Origin of the sequence: Pseudoalteromonas aliena SW19, from assembly GCF_014905615.1 — a bacterium.
Taxonomy (GTDB): Bacteria; Pseudomonadota; Gammaproteobacteria; order Enterobacterales; family Alteromonadaceae; genus Pseudoalteromonas; species Pseudoalteromonas aliena.
The window spans coordinates 1,063,743-1,084,814 of record NZ_AQGU01000025.1 but is presented as its reverse complement, the minus strand read 5'-3'; the positions used below and the strand labels follow the sequence as shown (position 1 = coordinate 1,084,814).

General features: G+C 40.1%; 15 protein-coding genes. 10 read left to right on the top strand and 5 right to left on the bottom strand.

Annotation, left to right across the window (positions count from 1 at the left end):
* The first annotated feature begins 1,105 nt into the window (after nucleotides 1–1,105).
* The 4 genes from PALI_RS10430 (at nucleotide 1,106) to PALI_RS10415 (ending at nucleotide 7,033) form a co-directional block, all read left to right on the top strand.
* Complete coding sequence (locus PALI_RS10430) at nucleotides 1,106–1,291, top strand: hypothetical protein (RefSeq protein WP_193155794.1); 186 nt, start codon at nucleotides 1,106–1,108, stop codon at nucleotides 1,289–1,291.
* A 248-nt stretch (nucleotides 1,292–1,539) separates the two neighbouring features.
* Nucleotides 1,540–2,592, top strand: a complete 1,053-nt coding sequence (locus PALI_RS10425; RefSeq protein WP_193155793.1) for a DUF418 domain-containing protein — start codon at nucleotides 1,540–1,542, stop codon at nucleotides 2,590–2,592.
* Nucleotides 2,593–2,609: 17 nt separating this feature from the next.
* Nucleotides 2,610–3,854 carry an efflux RND transporter periplasmic adaptor subunit gene (locus PALI_RS10420; protein WP_193155792.1) on the top strand — a complete coding sequence of 415 codons (1,245 nt, stop codon included), beginning with the start codon at nucleotides 2,610–2,612 and terminating at the stop codon, nucleotides 3,852–3,854.
* Nucleotides 3,851–7,033, top strand: coding sequence for an efflux RND transporter permease subunit (locus PALI_RS10415; protein WP_193155791.1), 3,183 nt, complete (start codon nucleotides 3,851–3,853; stop codon nucleotides 7,031–7,033). The genes PALI_RS10420 and PALI_RS10415 overlap by 4 nt, the downstream gene beginning before the upstream one ends.
* 1,159 nt (nucleotides 7,034–8,192) lie before the next feature.
* Here PALI_RS10415 and PALI_RS10410 read toward each other — a convergent pair.
* From PALI_RS10410 to PALI_RS10400, 3 genes are all read right to left on the bottom strand, one after another.
* Nucleotides 8,193–9,020, bottom strand: a complete 828-nt coding sequence (locus PALI_RS10410; protein ID WP_193155790.1) for an alpha/beta hydrolase — start codon at nucleotides 9,018–9,020, stop codon at nucleotides 8,193–8,195.
* 30 nt (nucleotides 9,021–9,050) lie between these two features.
* Nucleotides 9,051–9,266, bottom strand: coding sequence for a hypothetical protein (locus PALI_RS10405; RefSeq protein ID WP_193155789.1), 216 nt, complete (start codon nucleotides 9,264–9,266; stop codon nucleotides 9,051–9,053).
* 94 nt (nucleotides 9,267–9,360) lie between these two features.
* Nucleotides 9,361–10,980 carry an IS1634 family transposase gene (locus tag PALI_RS10400; RefSeq protein WP_193154366.1) on the bottom strand — a complete coding sequence of 540 codons (1,620 nt, stop codon included), beginning with the start codon at nucleotides 10,978–10,980 and terminating at the stop codon, nucleotides 9,361–9,363.
* 305 nt (nucleotides 10,981–11,285) lie between these two features.
* On the opposite strand from PALI_RS10400, the gene PALI_RS10395 reads away from it, so the two are divergent.
* The 3 genes from PALI_RS10395 (at nucleotide 11,286) to PALI_RS10385 (ending at nucleotide 15,410) form a co-directional block, all read left to right on the top strand.
* On the top strand, nucleotides 11,286–11,999 hold the full coding sequence (locus PALI_RS10395; protein WP_193155788.1) for a DUF1499 domain-containing protein: 714 nt from the start codon (nucleotides 11,286–11,288) through the stop codon (nucleotides 11,997–11,999).
* Nucleotides 12,000–12,136: 137 nt separating this feature from the next.
* Complete coding sequence (locus PALI_RS10390) at nucleotides 12,137–13,183, top strand: NAD(P)-dependent alcohol dehydrogenase (RefSeq protein ID WP_193155787.1); 1,047 nt, start codon at nucleotides 12,137–12,139, stop codon at nucleotides 13,181–13,183.
* Between the two features lie 88 nt (nucleotides 13,184–13,271).
* Nucleotides 13,272–15,410, top strand: a complete 2,139-nt coding sequence (locus tag PALI_RS10385; protein ID WP_193155786.1) for a TonB-dependent receptor — start codon at nucleotides 13,272–13,274, stop codon at nucleotides 15,408–15,410.
* A gap of 28 nt (nucleotides 15,411–15,438) precedes the next feature.
* Here the strand turns inward: PALI_RS10385 and PALI_RS10380 are convergent, their stop codons facing one another.
* Complete coding sequence (locus PALI_RS10380; protein ID WP_193155785.1) at nucleotides 15,439–15,645, bottom strand: DUF2986 domain-containing protein; 207 nt, start codon at nucleotides 15,643–15,645, stop codon at nucleotides 15,439–15,441.
* Nucleotides 15,646–15,781: 136 nt separating this feature from the next.
* Between PALI_RS10380 and PALI_RS10375 the strand changes: the two genes are divergently transcribed.
* Nucleotides 15,782–17,269 carry a dipeptidase gene (locus tag PALI_RS10375; RefSeq protein ID WP_193155784.1) on the top strand — a complete coding sequence of 496 codons (1,488 nt, stop codon included), beginning with the start codon at nucleotides 15,782–15,784 and terminating at the stop codon, nucleotides 17,267–17,269.
* 363 nt (nucleotides 17,270–17,632) lie between these two features.
* Here PALI_RS10375 and PALI_RS10370 read toward each other — a convergent pair whose 3' ends face one another.
* Nucleotides 17,633–17,896 (bottom strand): hypothetical protein, encoded by a 264-nt coding sequence (locus PALI_RS10370; RefSeq protein ID WP_193155783.1) that lies wholly within the window; start codon nucleotides 17,894–17,896, stop codon nucleotides 17,633–17,635.
* A gap of 377 nt (nucleotides 17,897–18,273) precedes the next feature.
* Here PALI_RS10370 and PALI_RS10365 point away from each other — a divergent pair, with 377 nt between their 5' ends.
* Nucleotides 18,274–18,894 (top strand): OB-fold-containig protein, encoded by a 621-nt coding sequence (locus tag PALI_RS10365; RefSeq protein ID WP_193155782.1) that lies wholly within the window; start codon nucleotides 18,274–18,276, stop codon nucleotides 18,892–18,894.
* A gap of 61 nt (nucleotides 18,895–18,955) precedes the next feature.
* A complete protein-coding gene (locus tag PALI_RS10360; RefSeq protein ID WP_193155781.1) occupies nucleotides 18,956–21,058 on the top strand; it encodes a flotillin family protein in 2,103 nt (700 codons plus the stop codon).
* The last annotated feature ends 14 nt before the right edge of the window (nucleotides 21,059–21,072 follow it).

The following is a 21,072-nucleotide window of genomic DNA, read 5'->3' as shown; positions in this document are numbered from 1 at the left end:
GGGGTGCGCCCTAGCTGCATTTTCTCTCAGAAAGTCAAATGCTCCGTTAATTGCATTTAACAATCCTTTCCTATGCTTCCTAATAATCGCTGGTGGATGTTAATCCACCAAGCTCCCGTTGTTTTTGCTACTGTCGTTGTAGATATTTAAATTTTTAATATCTTTTTAATACAAAAAGTTAATAACATTTTAAGCGTGGTTACTATTAAACTTACATAAATTAGCGCTTCTTGTAAGGTTGCGTTTGATGTTTGAAAGCCACGTAAATTATTATAAAACTTATATTCTTTAAAAAGTAATTCAACGCTGCCAGCATAACCTATATAATTTGTCTATTTCAGTCGCTGTAAATTCATCAATAGATAAATTAGTGACCAAAAATGTATGTTTTTTTCTTTTTTAGACCAATACCCAACGACTCTTGTTAGCTTGTTTTTTGTTCAAATTGGTCGTGAATTGAGCTTCAACTCAATTTCTTAAGATCTTACCTATGACATCCATGTAGGCAACAAAGAGTAAACTGCCCCTAGGCAGAATCCTTCGGGCAGCGCATGTTTGGCATTTATGCGTCGTTATCCGCCTATTTACGGGGAATAGTTACGGTACATAAGCGCTACCTAGCCTAAAAACCAAACATACAGCTGTAAATTCAACCTCGAAAGATCAACAAGCCCTAATTCCTTACAGTCCCTTACAGTTTTTTAGAGTGATTTTCTTTAAGCTTATCTATGTGTTTTCTCGTTTTAATAATGAAATGTGGACTTTCTGCTAATCTTAAATATCGCTTATTTTTTCTAGAGTTGGTATGTAATAAAACAAACTAAATACTTGAATTGGTGAGCTTGGCTAAGAATCTAAATTAGGTCAAATATTACGGCAGTACTGTAAATGCTAGCCGTGTTGATAATTACAATGTTAAAACTGAAGTAAATCACATAAGAAACGAAATGTTGGCAGCGGCTTATCTGATTTTGAAAAAGTAGGCCCAAAAGGCTTACATAATACAGTTTTACTAAGTTTAGTAATTGGTTGAGTTAGCATAAGTATTTAAATATATCAGTTAGGTATTTACGACTTATAATATTGAAATTTTAAAGAGGCTTTAATGAAAAAATATTGGTGGCTAGGTTTTTTGGGGTTTATTGGTTTTTATAAATTACCAGTAATAATTGACTTTTTTCAAGGAACAGGCAACTGGTTCGTTTTAATTAATTTACTTTGGTTTTTTTGGTTTTTGGAATTCATTCCTCAAAAGAATAAACCTGAGGAAGATACCCCAAAAGATCGTTAAATACTAAATTCGAATGGGTAATCAAATAGGCAGATCTTTGAGACATAAGACTTTTAAAATCTTTATCAGTGAAATATCTGCTCAATTATAAAGTTACGATAAAGCGAACACTCGTTTTATTGTAATTTGTTTGGAGCACTTTATGATTGAATATTCATATATATGGAGGTGCAAAATGCGATTACAAAAACATAGGCATCTTGGAGGTATGAATCTTGTTGGCTTCTACAAATATTCAGGGTATCGCTATGACTGAAATACACTCAACACGTCTTGAAGGCTTAGACCTTGCTAGGTTCATTGCCTTCGTCGGTATGGTTATTATCAACTTTAAGATTGCGATGGGGGCTGACGATGGTGCTGGTATTCTTAGTTTGCTAACGATTGCGATCGAAGGTAGAGCAGCGGCCACCTTTGTAACTCTGGCGGGTATAGGCCTAGGACTGGCTGCACTTCGCAGTGAGTATAGTCAAACGGTCATTGTAACACTCAAACGTGCGGTGTTTCTGTTTGTTATTGGTCTTCTCAACTCTCTTATATTTGATGCAGACATTTTACACTACTACGCCCTCTATTTTTTGTTTGGTGTAATGATGTTAACGACTAAATCGCGTTGGCTTCTTGCCAGTATTGTGCTGCTTAACGTCGTGTTCGTAGCTATGGTATTAGCTTTTGACTATGACCTTGGTTGGAACTGGGATGATTACAGCTATACCGACTTATGGACACCAGCGGGATTTATACGAAACCTATTTTTCAATGGTTGGCATCCAGTCATTCCTTGGCTTGGCTTCTTACTGTTTGGTATAGCTCTTAGTAGAATATCGCTATCGCAGGCATCGACACAAAATCGACTTATATTATTTGGAGCCGTTGCCTTTGTATCTGCGGAGTTTGTGGGCACCAATTTAACAAACATTCTCTTTAGCATTCATCCCGAACTTGCCGTATTTGCAACCACTGCACCGGTACCTCCTATGCCTCTGTATATGATAGCAGGCTTGGGTGTTGCTTCGTTCATAGTTGGCTTTTGTCTGCGTTTTGCAAGCTTGTTTAGTCGAATAGGCATTATGCGGATCGTGACACCCGCTGGTCGACAAACTCTCACACTTTACATTGCCCATATTTTGATTGGTATGGGCGTGCTGGAAGGATTAGGTATGTTGGGTGAGCAAAACTTGTCGACGGCGGTTATGGCGGCGCTGCTGTTTTGCTTAATTGCTACAGTCTACGCTTTATTGTGGTCACGTTACTTTAAGCGCGGACCGATAGAAGCCATTATGCGAAAGGTTGCAGGCTAATAAAAAGGACTTATAAGATGAAAAATGCCTATTTTAACCGACTGTTTTACGCATTATTAGGCTTGATGGTTATTCTTGTCGGCAGCTCAATAGCACGGGCACAAAAAAAACAAGGTGAAACGAATGATGGATCGGCGACTCGTGCGGCTCTTGCCGTTGAAATTGCTGCTGTTACTCGAGGGTCTTTAAGCGAGTTTGTGTTCGCCGATGGCAATTCACGAGCAATTCGTCGGGATTTCTTGTTATTTGAGTCTGGCGGGCGTGTTAATTTTTTGAAATCTAACAATGACGGTGGTCCGCTGCGTGAAGGGGACTCGGTCAATAATGGAGAGTTACTCGCTGAACTGGATCGACGTATTGAGGATGCTACGGCTCGTGCTGCTCGGGCTGAACTTGATACCAGTAGGGCAACCCTTGCTAACGCTAAAAAGGAACTGGACCGAGCAAGACGATTGCGCGTTGGCGATGTTATTCAAATCAGTCGATTTGAGGCAATTGAAACGGCACATGAACAGGCGCTTGCAGACGTGAGAGGCACTGAGGCGCGCTTGGAACGCGTCACTGCAGGGCTTCGTCAGTTACAGATCCGTGCACCTTTCGATGGTGTTGTGTCGTTTGTAAATATTAGAGAAGGTCAATATGTGTCTCTAGCGCAATTCGATACAACATCTGACCAAGCAGCAGTGCGGACGGCGCCAATAGTCGTAATTGATCCAAATGCGTTCGAGATTGTTGTCGAATTACCTGTCGTGGATGGCAGGTGCGTGCGCTCAGATCAACTTGCCTATATTCTCGATGAAGGCACACTTGCTTCAGTACAACAAAGAGGTTTCAACTCAGAGAGTACGCCTGACAGTTTTAGTGATTTATTAACACCGGCACGCGTTGCATCGGTTAGTCCCGCAGTAGATCCAGGATCTCGGGCGATCCGTGCGCGAGTTGTTACGAATGAAACGATAGAGCGCCTAGCTGACGGCGGGTATGTCACTGTTTGGATCGAAGTCTCCCGACGTGATGATGCGGTGATTATACCAATGGAGGCGCTGGTCTACCGAAATCAAACAGCATATGCCTTCGTGTTTGATTCTGAGACGAATAAAGTTGAGCGGCGATTATTAAAATTAGGTATCGGAGGCTTCAAAGGCATGGAGGTACTGTCCGGATTGTTGCCTGATGAACAGGTAGTGACAAAAGGGCGCTTTCGGTTAGCATCAGGAATGACTGTGCGTCAGGCCGCATCGATAAATAAGAAGCAACAATGAACGGGGCATTTTCACTTGCGCACACATTCTTTGTAAAGAATACCTTCGCACGACTAGCTGTATTCGCTTTGGTTTTGGGTGGGATCATCGCTTATTCGAATCTTATTAAGGAGACTACGCCGGATCTTGAAATAGGTGTGGGCATTGTATTTACCGAGTGGGCTGGTGGTGATCCACAATCAATTGAGCAAGAAATTACCAATAAAATAGAGAAAAAGCTGAAGAGTATTAAAGGATTAAAGCGTCTTCAAAGCGGATCTTATGCCGGTTTTTCGCTCATCGTGGCTGAATTCAGGCCAGATGTTAAACAGGTTGATGCGATGACGCGGCTGCGTGCAAAGGTGGCTGCCGCCGAAGGTGAACTTCCTCGTGCAGCAAAAAAGCCGACTATTGTTGAAGCTTCTATCAATGATACACCCATCTACAGTATTCGCCTGTCGGGTGATATTGATCTAGCGGTTGTAGCTGGTGTTGCTGAGGATTTAAAGCGAGAGCTTGAGCGAACTTCTGGGGTCAATAAAGTCTCAGTCTCGGGGGAGCGTGATGAGGTTATTCAAATTCGGCTATTAGGGGCACGATTAGCTGCCTATGGAATTTCGCCAAACACGCTTCGTCAGGTGCTGGATCAAGCTAGTCTCGATTTGCCTTTAGGAGATTTTGATGGTGAAGAAATCGGTGCTGGTTTTCGATTTCTAGGGCGATTTCGTGATGTAGAAGACATCCGCAACTTGCCTGTTGGTAATGCACAAAGTGGGCGAACTATTTTGTTGAGTGAGCTTGCAGAGATTAAACGTGGGCCTGAGCAGGAGCACAGCCGCACTTTTTTCGCAACGAGCGGTGGTGAGTTTCATCAGGCGATTGATATTACGCTGACTAAGCGGCCGGGCTCCGACGTGATCAAGACCATTAAGGCCATTGAACGGGTGGTCGCACGGCAACAGGCAACGGCCCGCTGGCCTACTGGATTGCAAACAACAGTGGTTGCGGATGAATCGATATATATCAATACTGACCTACGCAATATTTTTAATAACGGGTGGCAAGCCATGTTGGCTGTGTTTACCATACTACTGATTAGCCTAACTTGGCGAGAAGCGCTCGTCGCCGGCCTCGCGATCCCAATAACTTTCGCTGGTGCACTGATCATTGTGTTCGCGCTCGGTTATTCATTGAATCAAATCGTAATCATAGGCATGGTGTTGGCGCTTGGGCTATTAGTGGACGACTTCATTCTGATGATGGAAGGTATGCACGAAAATATTTATGTCCGTGGAATGCATTTCGATGAGGCAGCCATCGCTACCATCAAGACCTATGCTTTACCGTCATTAACTGGCAGTCTGACGACGATCCTTGCTATGGCACCGTTGATGGGTATAGCAGGCATTGAAGGGAAATTTATCCGGCAGATGCCGGTAACCGCTATAGCGTGTTTAGTCATGAGCTATCTTGTCTCAATATTTATTGCCGTTCCTTTGTCTCGATTTGTGCTAGAAAAGCATAAAGCGAAGAAGACCCGTATGGATAACTTTACTGAGGTTTACAGTGAAAAACTAGCCGACCTATTACGTCGGCGATTTTTATCTAGTCGCAGGAATGCGTGGGTTGCGGTTGGAGTTGCCACTAGTATCTTCGTACTAGGGTATGCTCTATTTAGTACACTACCAACCGAATTGTCGCCTAAGGGGGATGGTCGCTCTATGGGTATCACTATTGAACTCTCACCAGATGCGTCTCTCGCGACGTCCCAACGTTGCGCGGATGCTGTAGGTGAGCAGCTTGTTAACAAAGCATATATTCAAAATGTGACCAAACATGTAGGCGAAAAAAGTCCGTTTACGCTTGTCTCAACGACGGATCAATTATCGCCAACGAGCGGTAATTACCTTGTTGGATTCTCGACCACTTTTATTCTTAAAAAAGATCGAAAATTACCACTTTATAAGTATGTGCCGGAGATTCGTCAAGACGTTGAGGCTGCTATGTTAGCATGCCCAGGGGGGCAGGCATTCTTTTCGCCGCAACTTGGTGGAGCTTCGGCTGAGGATCCCATTCAGATCGAAATTATTGGTGAGGACATGACAATACTGAGACAGTTAGCACAATCAGTTGCCGCTGAACTTCGAACTATTCTGGGCACTTCCGATGTTCGCGATAATTACGGCGTACCAAAAATGGATCTTCGTGCCTATCCAAATCGAGAAGCATTGAATTTTTACGGGCTAACTGCAGCAGATGTTTCTGAGCAAATACGTTATATGATGAACAGTGATGAAGTAAATAAATTTGTTCGCGGTGGCGTACAAGAAGATCTACCGATTCGTATGGGCTACGCTTGGCCGAGCCGTGACGGCGCTTTGGGTGGACCAACGACCATGAGCGAGCTTTATTTGTTAAATATTATTACGCAGAGTGGTCGTGGTGTGCCATTGCCATCGGTAGTTGATTGGCGTCTAGAAGAATCCTCTTTATCAATATTGCACAAAAACGGAGAGCGAGCATTGATGGTAATGGCTAAAACTGATGGGCGCACCGCCGGCGAAATACTCGCAGATTTAAAACCACGCTTAGATAATCTTAAGCAGCATTGGCCTTCTGGCTATCGTGTAAAGATTGCTGGTGAAGCTGAAGCCAGTGAGGAAGCATTTGGTTCGGCTGGAAAAATGTTAGTTCTGGCTTTATTTTTGGTGTTTGCGCTGCTCGCACTGCAATTCGATAGCTTCAAGCAGCCATTTGTGATCATGTCAGCCATTCCACTGGCGTTAACTGGAACCTTCTTCGGTTTTTTCGTTATGCAATTGCCATTTTCCTTTATGGCAATGGTGGGTATCATTGCTTTGATTGGTATAGTCGTAAATGACACTATTATTATGATCAATACAATGAATAGTTATATTAAAAAAGGGAAAAGTGTTGTAGAGGCGGCTGCACATGGCGCAGCCGATCGTCTTCGCCCGATAGTCACTACTAGTGTAACGACTATCGTTGGTCTCATTCCTTTAGCTATCAGTCAGGAAATGTGGCTACCGCTATCAACCACTGTTATCAGCGGCTTGTTGTTTGCGACCTTTCTTGCCTTACTTATAGTGCCTTGCCTGTTCTTATTATTGACACCGGATAATATAGAACAAGAAAGTGAGGAAAATCCAATGAGTAGCAAGCTCAATGCAGATAAATAAGTGACTTCAAGTACCTTGTTTGGAGAATAATGATCTTGAGTGTCATTGCATTCGGACTCGGCGCGTGCGCCACGCCTAAATTTGGAACTGACATCATATAGCAAGCGGCAAGGGTGTCTCCACCACAGTGATTGAGCGTGTCGAGTTGAAAGATACAGCTGGCAGGGTGAGCAATCTGATGATCCGATACTCTCAGCACTGGTTCTGAAGCATAGCAATATAATCGAGAACTACAGGCCTTGGCCGCAGTAATATCAGTTAGTAATAATACTTAATTAATTTGAGGGATTAAATCTGACGCTAACTGCGTTAAAAATTTCTGATATAGAACACTAAATAACGAAATTTTTGCCTTGTTATCGACACGATTTTCTTACCTCAAAATAGATCACTTAATTAAGTGAATTGGTATAATTGCAGAGTCCAGTGTATTGTTTCGACAAGCCACTGCAGTGCTAAAACCCAAGTTGGGATTGGAAGTATTCTTAGGTCCACAGGGGCAGCAAAGTGCTGTTGTCGATTCAAGTAGAAGAACGCTTTAGGTCTTTTGGGCACTTGATTTTGGGGCGATTACGCTCACAAAGGTATACGGCACAAGCTTCTTCCTAGGCGGTGATTGCCGATTTGCGTAGTATTCACTTGCAGCAAACATTGTATCTTCTTACTTTGCCGCCATTAATGCGGATATCCAGACTTATATTATCAAGCAGTCTGGGGTAATCTTGAACGGATTGTTGACTTAGTTCGATTGCAAGTAAAAGGGGCGGTGCCTCAAAGCGTAAATAGATGTTACTAATGCACAACAACGTGCCGCGATATCTGCTTATGGTCAAGTTGCTCTGAATGCATTTAGTGATGTTGAGTCGAAACTGGTTATGTGTAGGTAAACAAGAGATACAGCTAATAAAAGTGTTAAATACTGTGGAAGAAGCCCTTGCATTGCTCAGTTTAGATTTGACGAAGGAGATATCGATCTCTTCGACGCTTTAACCTGAACTCTGAATAATAAATCTATCTCAAGCAGTTATTTTCAGCGGTAACTGCGTTGAATTTACTTGCAATAGGCCCGCTATTGACACGTAAATTCGCCTTGTTTTCACTAAAAATCTCTTAACTAGAGTTCAGATTAACGACTATACCGTAAAGTTATTTATTTTAGCTATTTTTTTGGGTGGTAATTGACTTTTTTAAAAGCATCGTAAACAGCTAAGTGTAGAGTTTCGGTATAATCTAGGTTTTCAAAATACTTAAATTGCACTTGGCTTTTTTTGTTAAGAATAGGCGCTATTTTTTTGTGTAATTGTCTTGCTAGACCTTCCATTAGTTCGCCTTCTTTACCAACGCCAATATAAACCGATTGTGGAAAAGTTTTTGGTTCAAAAGGGCCGTTTAGTAACTCATTATCGGCCCACCATAAGCTTGGACTAATTATTACGTAATGATTAAACATAGCTGTATGATTAAATAAAATATCGGTGGCAAATAGCCCGCCGAGCGACTGACCAATTAAAGTATTCGTTGAGTTTGTGCGGTATGTTTTATTAATTAGCGGGCGTAGTTCATCGTTTATAAAATGAATAAACTTTTTTGAGCCGCCATGCGTTGGTAAATCTTTTATATCAAGCGGGTGACTACTTGCTGACGTTAAATCGTGTTTACGATCTATATTCGCAATACCCACAACAATGCTTTCAGGCATGTGATTTATCGACGAAAAAGAGGCAAATTGTACAAGCCCTGCAATATGGATAAAGTCTTCATCTTTTGAGCCATCAAGCAAGTAAATAACGGGGTAATGTTTTTCTGTATTCTGTTGGTAACTATTTGGCAGGTACACGTTTATAATGCGTTGCTGGCTAAGTGTTGTTGAATTAAGTGTCAGGATTTCGCCAATGCTAAAAGGCTCAATTTTAACCTTTTCTGCGTAGCTAAAAGCGCTAATGGTTAAACATATTATTGCAAATAAACTTAGAGTTTTATTTTTCATAGGGCTGCCTTTAGTTATTATTGTTAAAGTTTAGACTTCTTTTCCGCCATGTTTTTCTGCTAAGTCGTCAAGTTCAGCTGAAGTGTAATCAAATCCGCCTTCATCAGACTTATAAGTTACTTTAACACTATCCCCACCATTAAATAAGCGAGTTTTTACCTCGTTTACTGGCCAATTTTTTAGCATATGCACAAATCGGTTAGCAATTTGTGATGATTCAAAACGATAGCTAATTTCTGTTTTCATAAATAATAAAGCTCTGACTATTTTTACCCCCGCAGTGTGTGCATTTTATAGAGATAGTCAAGTTTCAATGGTAAAACAGGCATTGATCAGACCCCTAGGCAACTTTTTGGATTTTATATAAATTCAACGCATGTCCACCAATGAGCCTTATTATTTTTTCCCTGAACTCATCAAAACCATCCAAGCTGATTTTGTCGCCTTGCTGGAGTAGATTAATTCCCTCAAAACACTGAAAGACCCAACGTAATGTTGGGTTAGATATTTCTTTATTGATTTGATTCGCGATCGTGGCTTTTTCTTTTTTCATATTCGCTCTCATTCGTCTTTGCGCAATTGAATAAACTAACAATGAAAGTGTCATCACCATCAACAGAGCATCTATTCTACTTGGCTTTTTGATAAATAATGATGAAACAAAAAACAAGGGGTCTTTTAAAAACCTAAACCCTTTTTCTACTTCAGATTGTGCTTTGTAATGCTTAAGTAAACCTACTGGTGAAAGGGCTTCTTTATCAATATTCGTTGCTAATACGAAGCATGACTTTTGTTCTACAATCTGTTTTATTGCGGTTTCGTTTTCTTCAATTTCTGCCGTGATTTGCCATTCAATATTTTTTACTGGCGCATCTTTTTTAGGTCGCCCTTTACCTTCATAGACTTTATGCTTAATAAATTGCTGAGTCGCTATTTGATGATGCTTCATCTTTTTCGCTAATTTATCTAATGCGCGTTGTGCGTCAGTTTGACAAGCGAAACGTTGAGCTTGTAAATGGAAGAGGTCTTTTTTGATGCCTGTGTGTGCTCGCTCAACTTGTCGAACAATGCTTTTTTGTGCTCGGCTATTAGCTGCTTTTGAATAAATAATCATCCATCTTTGCTCTATCCCCATATGATCAACCTCTTCAATAACATATTGATAATTATCATCAATATTAACCCATTGGTTGGCTGCTATGGCTGTACTTATAGAGGATTTTTCAAGAGAAATTGTTGAAGGTACTAGCGTGAGAAATTGAATTTTGGTTAAAAACTCAGCATTACTTTTATGATAAAGTTTACAGTCTGCCACAAGGTATTTAGGAGCTTGGCTTTTTGTGAACTCATCAACAAGCGCCTTACTTCGCGCTTTAAAAATAGCGGTGTCTGCGCTGTTACCATCCCAGTTTTTACATGCAAGCGGGATCCCACCATCTTGGCTAACAATGATTTCTTGTACGACTTGTTTTAAATCAGGACGGTGAGCCTTGCTATAGCCATGAGTAATTTTAATGACATTTTCATCACTATCTCCATCATCAAAAGCATATTCACCTGTCAGTGAATGACTCGTTGTATCAAGTGATTCAAAGGTTTTATCAACTTGCTCTATTTCACATGCTTGTCCGGAGACTAATGAAAATAAGCTTTCACAGCCAAACTCGAAGCATTGATCGAGAGTTCTACCAAGTTTGTGACGATTAAAATGTGATGCTTGAACCCCTTCACGAAATAAATGTTCAAGAGGCAAGTTAGTAAAAAATTGAGGGCTGAGTGATAAAGGTCGATTGGCAAAACCGAGTCCATTCATGATCATGCCTTTTACAGCTTCACCGGGGGTGATTTCTTGTTTATCGTCTTGAGGTAAGTATTGATCTAAAAGGCTGACAATTTTTAAGTCTTCTATAATACCTGAAACAATACCGTGATGGTCTAACCGTTTGATTTTTAGATTCATATACACCTCAAAGTTGAGATGTTATTTTATCAAATTAAAGAGAATTAAGCGTTTAAATTAAATCGAAATTTTTGAAATTGGTCTGATCAATGTCTGGTAAAAATAAAGGGCTAAATTGTAAGTTTTACAGTTTAGTCACTATGTGGCGCACTCTGAACTTGTAGGTGTTTCTTCAAACTTATATCATTTTGATCACACAACATTGGACTTTTTTGTGTAATTAGTCGCTAATAGTAATCTAAAAATATTTATTAACAGTATTAAACTGTTTAAAAATAACAATCACACAGTAGCGGAGCAATTTGATGAAAATATTAGTAAGTTTGGTGAGCTTAATCGCCTTTTTATTGGTTGTACTACCAGGCCCTTTATATAAGTTTGGTATTGTAGAACTAGGAACTGCATTTACAGGTTTTCGGTTTGCTGTTTATGCCGGTGGCGCTGCGCTTGCGCTGCTTTTACTGCAAGTTATATTTATGCGTAAAACAGTAACATTTGGTAGTACAGCGATTGCGGTTGTATTTTCGGCGATTGCCATTGCTATGCCTTTAAATATGATGAGTACAGCTAAAAGCGTACCGCCAATACATGACATTTCTACCGACTTAGTTAATCCGCCTAAGTTTGTTGCTATTGTACCACTTCGTGCTGATGCACCAAACCCAGTGGCTTATGCGGGTGAAGAAACCGCAAATCAACAACGTAAAGCTTACCCTGAACTAGCTACATTAAACTTTGTTCAATCAAAAGCTGATTTAATCGTAGCTACAGAGCAAGCGGTTGAAAATTTAGGTTGGGAGCTTGTTAATGTTGATGCTAGCTCAGGGCTTGTAGAGGCAACAGATACAACAACATGGTTTGGTTTTAAAGACGATGTGGTTGTGCGAGTCAATGATGAAGGTAGTCAACGCTTTGTTGATATTCGTAGTAAATCACGTGTAGGGCGAAGTGATCTCGGAAAAAATGCACAGCGTATTCATACACTAATTAACGAGATAAATGCAGAGCTAACGAAGTAGCGCATTTTTAGTCAAAGTAATAAAAAGCCCGAGCAATGTTCGGGCTTTTTTATGTCTATTTTGTATTGTCAGTTTCTATTCACAGCGGATGTAGCATACTGTTGATGATTTAAATTTTTAACAACTATGGAGTTATTATGAAAACAGTAGGATATGCAGCAAAAAGCCAAGGTTCTGAACTCACAGAGTTTTCTTTTGAGCGCCGCGATTTACGAAATAACGATGTAGAAATTGAAATTTTATACTGTGGCGTATGCCATTCAGACTTACACGCCGTCCGAAATGATTGGGGTGGCAGTGATTATCCGTTAGTTCCTGGACATGAAATTGTAGGCAAAGTACTGTCGGTAGGTAACGACGTAAAAAAATATAAGCAAGGCGACACGGTTGCTGTTGGTTGTATGGTTGATTCGTGTAAAAGCTGCGATCAGTGTGATAACGACGAAGAGCAGTTTTGCCGAGAGGGCATGGTAGGTACTTATGCAGGTAAAGACAGAGTCAATGGCGACATGACTCAAGGCGGTTACTCAAAACACGTGGTTGTACGGGAAGAGTTTGTACTTTCGGTACCACAAAACCTAGATCTTTCACGCGTTGCACCGCTACTGTGCGCAGGTATTACAACGTACTCTCCACTTCATAAATGGGGTGTAAAAAAAGGTAGTCGAGTTGCTGTTGTAGGTCTGGGTGGACTTGGTCATATGGCTGTTAAAAATGCAGTTGCTATGGGGGCAACGGTTACAGTTGTCGGTCGTAGTGAGTCTAAAAAAGAAGACGCAGTGAAATTAGGTGCAGACCATTACTTAGTATCATCAAATGACGATGAAATGAAAGGGGCGCAATCTGCTTTTGACGTTATTATCGATACCGTGCCCGTAAAGCATGATTTGTCTATTTATACACCGCTACTTGATGTTGATGGTACTTTAGTTATCGTTGGCCAAGTGGGTCCTGTGGATGAAGTAAATACGGTCCCCCTATTAATGGGACGTCGCCGAATTGCAGGATCGTTGATTGGTGGTATAGCAGAAACGCAGCAAATGCTCGATTTCTGTGGCGAGAACAACGTACTCCCAGAGTGTGAAATGATCAACATTGATGAAATTAACACCGCGTACGAACGCATGGAAAAGTCAGACGTTCGATACCGTTTTGTCATTGATATGGCGTCGTTAAGTGATTAAAACTGATAAAGTGCGACAATTTGTCGCGCTTTTGCTTTAACCGTACGTACTATAATTTATGCCAATTATTACAGTGGCATAAATTAAAATGGTTTATAAAAGAAAAATTAAAAAAACATATTTACTAACTCCCCTCGCACTTCTAATTAGCGGTGTGTTATCACCCACAGTATTTGCCGACGACACGTTGTTGGAAGTAATTGAAGTACACGGTCATGTGCAAAATAAACATTTAGCGCTTGGCTCGTCAGAATCACTATTAAGTGATTTAGGTGTGGATTTTTCAGCGGCAGGTGGGGTGTCAAATTTACCCATTTTAAACGGTTTAATGGGCGATAGAATAAAAGTGCGTGTTGATGGCGCTGATGTAACCGCTGCGTGTGCTAACCATATGAATCCACCCCTTTCTTATATTTCTGCAAATCAAATTACCGCTTACAACGTCGTTGCGGGTATATCGCCAGTGAGTGCTGGTGGCGATAATATTGCAGGTGTAATAAGCGTAAATTCTATTTCTGCGCAGTATAACGAAAATAACGGCCTTAGTTGGCATTCAGGTTATGTGTCGGCGCAGTACAACAGCTTGGGTAATGGCCGTAAATTGGGTATGGGAGCGCGTGTTGCCAGTGATACTGTTAGCTTTAATTATCAAGGTGCTTTTAGTGACGCGAAAAGCTACGACGATGGTAATGGCGATTTAGTGTTCGATACATTATATCGCGTACAAAACCACAATTTAACTGCGGCAATACGTGATGAAAAACAACAGTTTGTACTTAAGCTAAGTCATCAAAAAATCCCGTATCAGGGATTTGTAAATCAATATATGGATATGACCGATAACACCAGTTACGGTGCTATAGCTCAATATAAACGCTCTTTTGAAAACAGTGAGCTTGAAGCACAGTTAAATTGGCACAGCGTAAAGCACGAAATGGGATTTTTCAGTGCAGAAAAAACAGGCATGATGCCAATGAAAACCGATGCCCAAGATATAAGCTCGCAACTAAAGTGGCGCATTGCGCTTGATCAAAACAGCAGTATTTTACTCGGTCAAGAATATTATCATTACAGTATTAATGATTGGTGGCCAGCTGTTGAAGGGTCAATGATGATGGGGCCAAACGAGTACGTAAATATAAATAATGGCAAACGCGAGCGTATTGCTGTATTTGCTGAATATGAGAGTCAGTTAAACAAACAATGGTGGCTAAACACTGGTGTACGAATTGAAAATATAAGCACAAATGCAGGTGAAGTGCAGGGATACAACAATGGCATGCCTATGATGAATATGGGCACAATGAACTCTATGCCTATGCAGCCAAATAATGCCACTGCAGCTATTGAGTTTAATGCCAGTGATAGAGCTAAAACAGATACGGTCGTTGATGTTAGCTTATTGCTTAATTATCAAATAACAAATAATGATGAGCTTCAGTTTGGTCTTGCTCGTAAAAATAGAGCGCCCAATTTGTACGAGCGATACAGTTGGGGAGTAAGCAACATGGCGACCACTATGATTGGTTGGTACGGTGATGCAAATGGTTATATTGGCGATCCTAACTTAGCTGTTGAAACGGCGCATACATTTAGTTCGACGTATATTAAATCGGCAAAAGAAGATGACTGGCGTATTAGTGCTAATGTTTGGTATACCAATATTACAGATTATATTGACGCTGATATTATTAGGCCCTTCAATCGCTTTGGTTTAGAGGACACTACACGTAATGTGCTCAAATTTACCAATGTAGATGCCACTTTATATGGCGTTAAATTAGACTTAACCGCTAACATTTATAAATCTAAGCAGTTAGGTAACTGGCAATTAAAAGCGAAAGTTACCAATACCAGAGGCAATCGCGACGATACTAACCAGCCGCTTTATCAAATAAAACCACTGCAAACCGAGTTTGCTATTAACCAGCAACTAGGGCGCTTTGAAAATACATTATCGTGGCAATGGGTTGATACTAAAACGCGTATAGATAATAACCGCTTTGAGAACCAAACAAGCAGTTACAGTTTAGTAAATTTGAATTCAAAAGCATCGTGGGGGAATTTAACGCTCAGCGCAGAAGTTACAAACTTATTTGATGAATACTATCAATTACCGCTTGGCGGAGTGAGTATTGCTCAGATTAAACAGGGAAGTAGTAATCGTTTTGAGCAACTCGCAGGGCAGGGGCGTTCATTTAATATGGGCGTAAGCTACGTATTTTAATTGCATTATACTAATCAACAAGGGCAGGTTATTCCTGCTCTTGGCTATTTTCATCAATTATTTGCGCAGTATTATCTTGCTGCTCAAGTTTTTCTCGTTCGGCTTTTGACACATAAGCAGGTTTGTTGCTTTTGTGTAGCTTTGCGTTAGTACGCTTGTCTTTTTTTTGAAATTTAGTGACGATTTTTTTACGACGGTTCACAATTAAATGCCCTGTTAATTTTAAGTCGCGCATTATACAGCCATCCACATAAAAGCCGCTATATAAATATTAACTCAGGTAACTTGTGCGTTTACCGCAAAGTGCTATATGTAAACTCTTCCAAGCGTTATAGTTGCCGCTCTTAGTTATTAATTAAATGGGAATTGTTTTGAAAAAGTTAGCTTTAGCCAGTATTGCTTTATTTGCATTTGGCGCTCATGCGCAGTTAAATAAAAATATTGATAGCGTTGCCGATTACGCAGTAAATACCTACCAAAATGCTCAAATACACACACTAACTAACTTAGTGGCTTTTCCAACCGTTAATAAAAGCGACATTACGGCTCCTCAAAATCCCGACTTTATTGGCTTTAAAGCTCTTTTAAAAATGAAAGCGGCAGAGCTTGGCTTTGATTACCAAGATTTAGGGTACACAGTATTAATTGGTATGGGTGAGCAAAGCGAAAAAGTAACCGTAGTAACGCATGGCGATGTACAACCCGCTAATGCGAGTAAATGGAAACAAAGTCCATTTATTATTGATACATCAGAGCATGGCAAACTTGTGGGCCGTGGTACCGAAGATGATAAAGGCGCAATAGCGACAGCGCTCTACGCAATGAAAGCAATTAAAGACAAAGGTATACCGCTTAATAATCGTATTGAGTTAATGATTTATCTAGCAGAGGAGTCTGATTGGGGCCCGCTTACTGAATTTATGAAAACGTATGAGCAACCCAAATATGCAGTAACGATTGATGCATCATACCCTGTTGTTGTTGCCGAGAAAGGCTGGAGCTTAATTGCCCCTACCTTTAATGCAACATCACCACAAGCGGGTTTATATGTAAGTAACGTAACGGGTGGTGCGTTTAGAAGCCAAATTCCAGAAGACGCAAGCTTAGTACTTCATAATGCAGATACTGCACTTATTAATACATTAAAAGCCAAAGCCAAAGCATTAAATAAAGTTGAGTTTAACTTTACTAAGCAAAATGATGGCTTAGCAATAAGTGTTAAAGGGATGTCGGCGCATTCATCAGAGCCCGAGTCTGGTATAAATGCCATTGCTTATTTAGCCGAATTATTTAAAGGTATCGAGCTTGAAAATAACAGCGATGGGGAGCTAATCGACTTTGTAAACCAGTTAATTGGTTTAGATCTTCACGGTAAGCAATTTGGTGATATAGCGTATAAGCATGATTTTATGGGCCCGATGACTGTGGCTCCTACTGTTATTGAGCGCGATGGCAATGCGCTAACACTCGCTGTGAACGCACGTCGCCCGATGGGTAAAGATGAAGCCGTATTACAAAAGCAGATTGATGATGCACTTGCTAGTTGGCAAGCGGCTAATAGCATCACGCTTGCAAATATAGAAACGACTATTGGTACACCTATGCTGCTAGATAGTGCGCCGCATGCACAAAAGTTGCTTGATATATTCAAGCACTTTACAGGCGACGAAAAAGCTGATTTTGTATCAATTGGCGGCGGCACTAATGCCAAACTTTTTGATAATGCAGTATCGTTTGGCCCTTCTATGCCTGGTAAACGTTACACGGGCCACTCAGAACATGAATTTATTACCCTTGAGCAATTAGAGCTTAACTTACGTATGTATACAGCGATGATGATAGAGCTAGGTAATATGTAACTTGTAACCTGAACTCTGGATAATAGATCTATCTTAAACAGCTATTTTCAGCGTTAACTGCGTTGAATCTATTTGTAATAGGCCCGCTATTGACGTGTAAATTCCTTAACCAGAATTCAGGTTATGTAATTTATTTAAAATGAACTTAAAAAAGCTCAGCATATTTAATATGTTGGGCTTTTTTCTAATTAGGGCGTGCTGATTTTTAGGGATTGAAATTTGTTCAATCTAGGGGGGGGAATCACGGCGAGAGATTTGTAACCTAGTGGGCTCGGTCACTACTCCTGCGTTACTCTAATGACTTCCATCCCTGTAAGGGGAGTATAAAAATCAAGCAAGGCTTCCGCATTGAACCTGTGTACTTTATGCGTCTGCAAATAAGTAACCAAAGCCCAGTGAGTAGTCGCTAGCTTCGCTTAAACCTGCAATTTCAAGCGTTGAAAATACATTACCGTAAAAGCCTTCACCAAAAATACCATTACTATTTGAAAAACTATCGTTAGCATAGTTGATAGCTATCGGTATCAAGGTAGCCAAAATCATCCCACACACCTGAATGCTCTTGTAGCGAAAAATAATAGCGGCTTGCGACTGTATACGCTTCGCTTTCATAGTTTCGCGATTCATTATTAACTTTTGAATAGTTAATAGCGTTAAATCATTGTTTTTATGATTATATTTCGGCATGTGAAGAGGGTGTGCAGCTAAGTGTAAGTAAATAAAGTAGTATTAAAACGCGCCTAAATATCCTTTTTATTATTAAGTAAATTGAGTGTATTAACCTTGTTTCTGTAAAGGGTATTGTATTTGAGGCGCTCTGTGTGGCAATTGAATTATTGTAATAAAGCGTTTATTTATTACATTTATCATACAGTAAATTAACTTTCTGAGTGGGTGTTTACAATTGTTTATATAAACAATTGTGATTTACTACAAAATACTTAACAAATTTACTGCAAAGTGGTAAAACTTTAACTGCATTAATACAAACGGATAGCGGTAATATGGACTTTTTAAATTTAGCTCTTACTTTTCCTACCATTATTTTCACGGCTCTACTTTTGGTTGTTATCTTATTTTGGATTATTACGTTACTGGGTTTTGCTGATATTGATATGTTTGAATCTGATTTAGACATTGAAGCGGATTCATCTAACACAAGTGGCACCCACTCATTCTTAAATCTTGGTTTTGGTGGCATACCTATTACTGTTTCAATAACTCTAGTGATTATGCTTAGCTGGCTAATAAGTATCTATGCACATAAGTTTTTTGCTTACTTACTTGGCGATGGGATTTTGTTTTATTTATTAGGCTTAGTGATGCTGGTAATTAGCGTCGTTATTGCCCTACCTGTAGCGGTAATTATCTCAAAACCATTGCAACGTTTTTTTTCAAGTGTAGAAACATCCCGTAGCAGTGATCTGCTAGGCCTTGAGTGTGTTGTAGTAACAGGCAAAGTTACCCCAACATTTGGCCAAGCCCGAATTAATTTTCAAGGCACTGAGCAGTTAATCGAGATAAGAGCGCATGACAACCAACTATTTAGCTCAGGCGATACGGTTGTATTACTTGAGCATTTAAAAGACCAGCATTGCTATATTATTGCCGCTAAACCGTGGTAACAAAAACATAATTTTGCTGTAAATAACACATAATAAATCGATAATTACGTTAGGACATAACATGGAATTTTTAGATAACTTACTGCCTATATTCACGTTTGTAGGTATAGCGATAGCGGTCATTTTTGCTATTTTGTTAATTGTTGGCAAGTTTTATCGCAAAGTTGAGCAAGGCCAAGCACTCATTATAAATAAAATGAAAAGCGAACCTGATGTAACAACAACAGGGGGAATTGTTTACCCTGTTATCCATAAAATGGAAATCATGGATATTTCAACTAAGCGCATGGTACTAGAGCGAAAAGATAAAGGAGGATTGATTTGTAAAGATAATATACGTGCCGACATCGCCATCACTTTTTATATTCGCGTTAATGAAAACAAAGACGATATTTTACGTGTTGCAAAACAAGTAGGTTGTGCACGTGCCTCTGAACACGACACTCTACAAGAGTTATTTGAAGCAAAGTTTTCAGAAGCCCTTAAAACCGTTGGTAAGCGCATGGATTTTGTTGAGCTTTTTACTCACCGAAATGAGTTCAGAGACAATATTAAAGAAGTGATAGGTCAAGATTTATCAGGCTATACCCTGGAAGATGTGGCAATAGATTATTTAGAGCAAACTTCAATTGAAAGATTGGATCCACAAAACATCCTTGATGCTGAAGGTATTCGCCGCATTACCGAAATGACAGCCACACAAAATGTATTAACTAACCAGTTAAAATGTGATGAACGAGCTAAAGTAGAAATTCAAAATCAAGAAGCGACTGAAAAGTCACTTGAAATAGAGCGTCAAAAACAAGATGCAATGTCACGTCAAGTACGTGAAATAGAAACTGTAAAAGCGCGTGAGTACGCCGAAGCTGAAAAAGTACGTCACGAAGAACGCCTAAAATCAGAGCAGGCGCGTATCCAATCAGAAGAAGCGATTGGTATTAGTGAACAAAATAAGCAGCGAGAACTAGATATTGCTGAGCAAAACCGATTACGTGTTTTAGGTATTGAAGAAGAAAAAGTATTACGCTCTCGTGAAATAGAAGTGATAGAGCGAGAAAGAGAAACTGAAATTTTACGAATCAACAAAGAAAAGGCTCTTGAAGTAGAGCGCAAAGAAATTGCTGATGTTGTGCGTGACCGCGTGATTGTTGAAAAATCAGTAGCTGAAGAAAAAGAACGTATTAAAGACGTACAGGTATTAGCTGGTGCTGAACGTGAAAAAGACGCGATTATTATCCGTGCAAAAGCTGAGGCTGAAGAAGCCTTTGTAAAAGATATTGAATCAGCTAAAGCACATGAACAAGCTGCAGAATACAAAGCGCGCGAGCTAGAAACAATGGCTAATGCAGAGCTTCGTATTGCAAATCAACAGGCCGAATCGAAGAAAATACTTGCTCAAGCTAGACAAGTAGAAACGGCAGCCCAAGGACTTGCTGAAGCCGACATTATAACAGCCAAAGCACAGGCAAACGCAATGCAAGGTGAAGTTGACGCTAAAGTACTTCGCCAAAAGTTAGAAGCTCAAGCGCAAGGTAACCGTGAAATTGGCTTATCTCAAGCGCAAGTACAAACAGCAATGGCTGATGCGAATGAAAAACAAGGTGAAGTTGAAGCCATTAACCTTGAACGTAAAATGCGAGCAGAAGCTAAAGGTCTTGAAGAAAAATTACAGGCGCTTAATGCAATGGATCAAGATGCACGTGACTACGAAAGCTTTACGCTGCAGCTTAATCAGCAAAAAGAATTAGTTATGGCAAAAATAGCAGCGAGTAAAGATATTGCAGAGCATCAAGCTCATGTTATGAGTAAAGCGTTGGGCGAAGCCGATATTAATATTATGGGCGGCGATGGTCAGTTCTTTAATCAGTTTATGAGTGCAATTAGCCTAGGTAAATCTATCGATGGTTTAGTTGATGAAAGTAAAATAGTACAAACCGTATTTAAAGATCACCTAAATGGTGACCGTAATTTAATTGAAGACTTAAAAGGTGTATTAGCGGGGGCAAATGGCTCAGCTGAAACCATGAAAAACTTTAATATGAGTAAGCTATTAAAGCAATTAAGTAACACAACTGCTGCAGAAAAAAGCCAATTACTAAGTATGCTTGGGGGGAATATGAATAGCGTGCTGGATGAGAAAATAAAACTCGACCCACAGGACTAAATCCCTCTGAATTT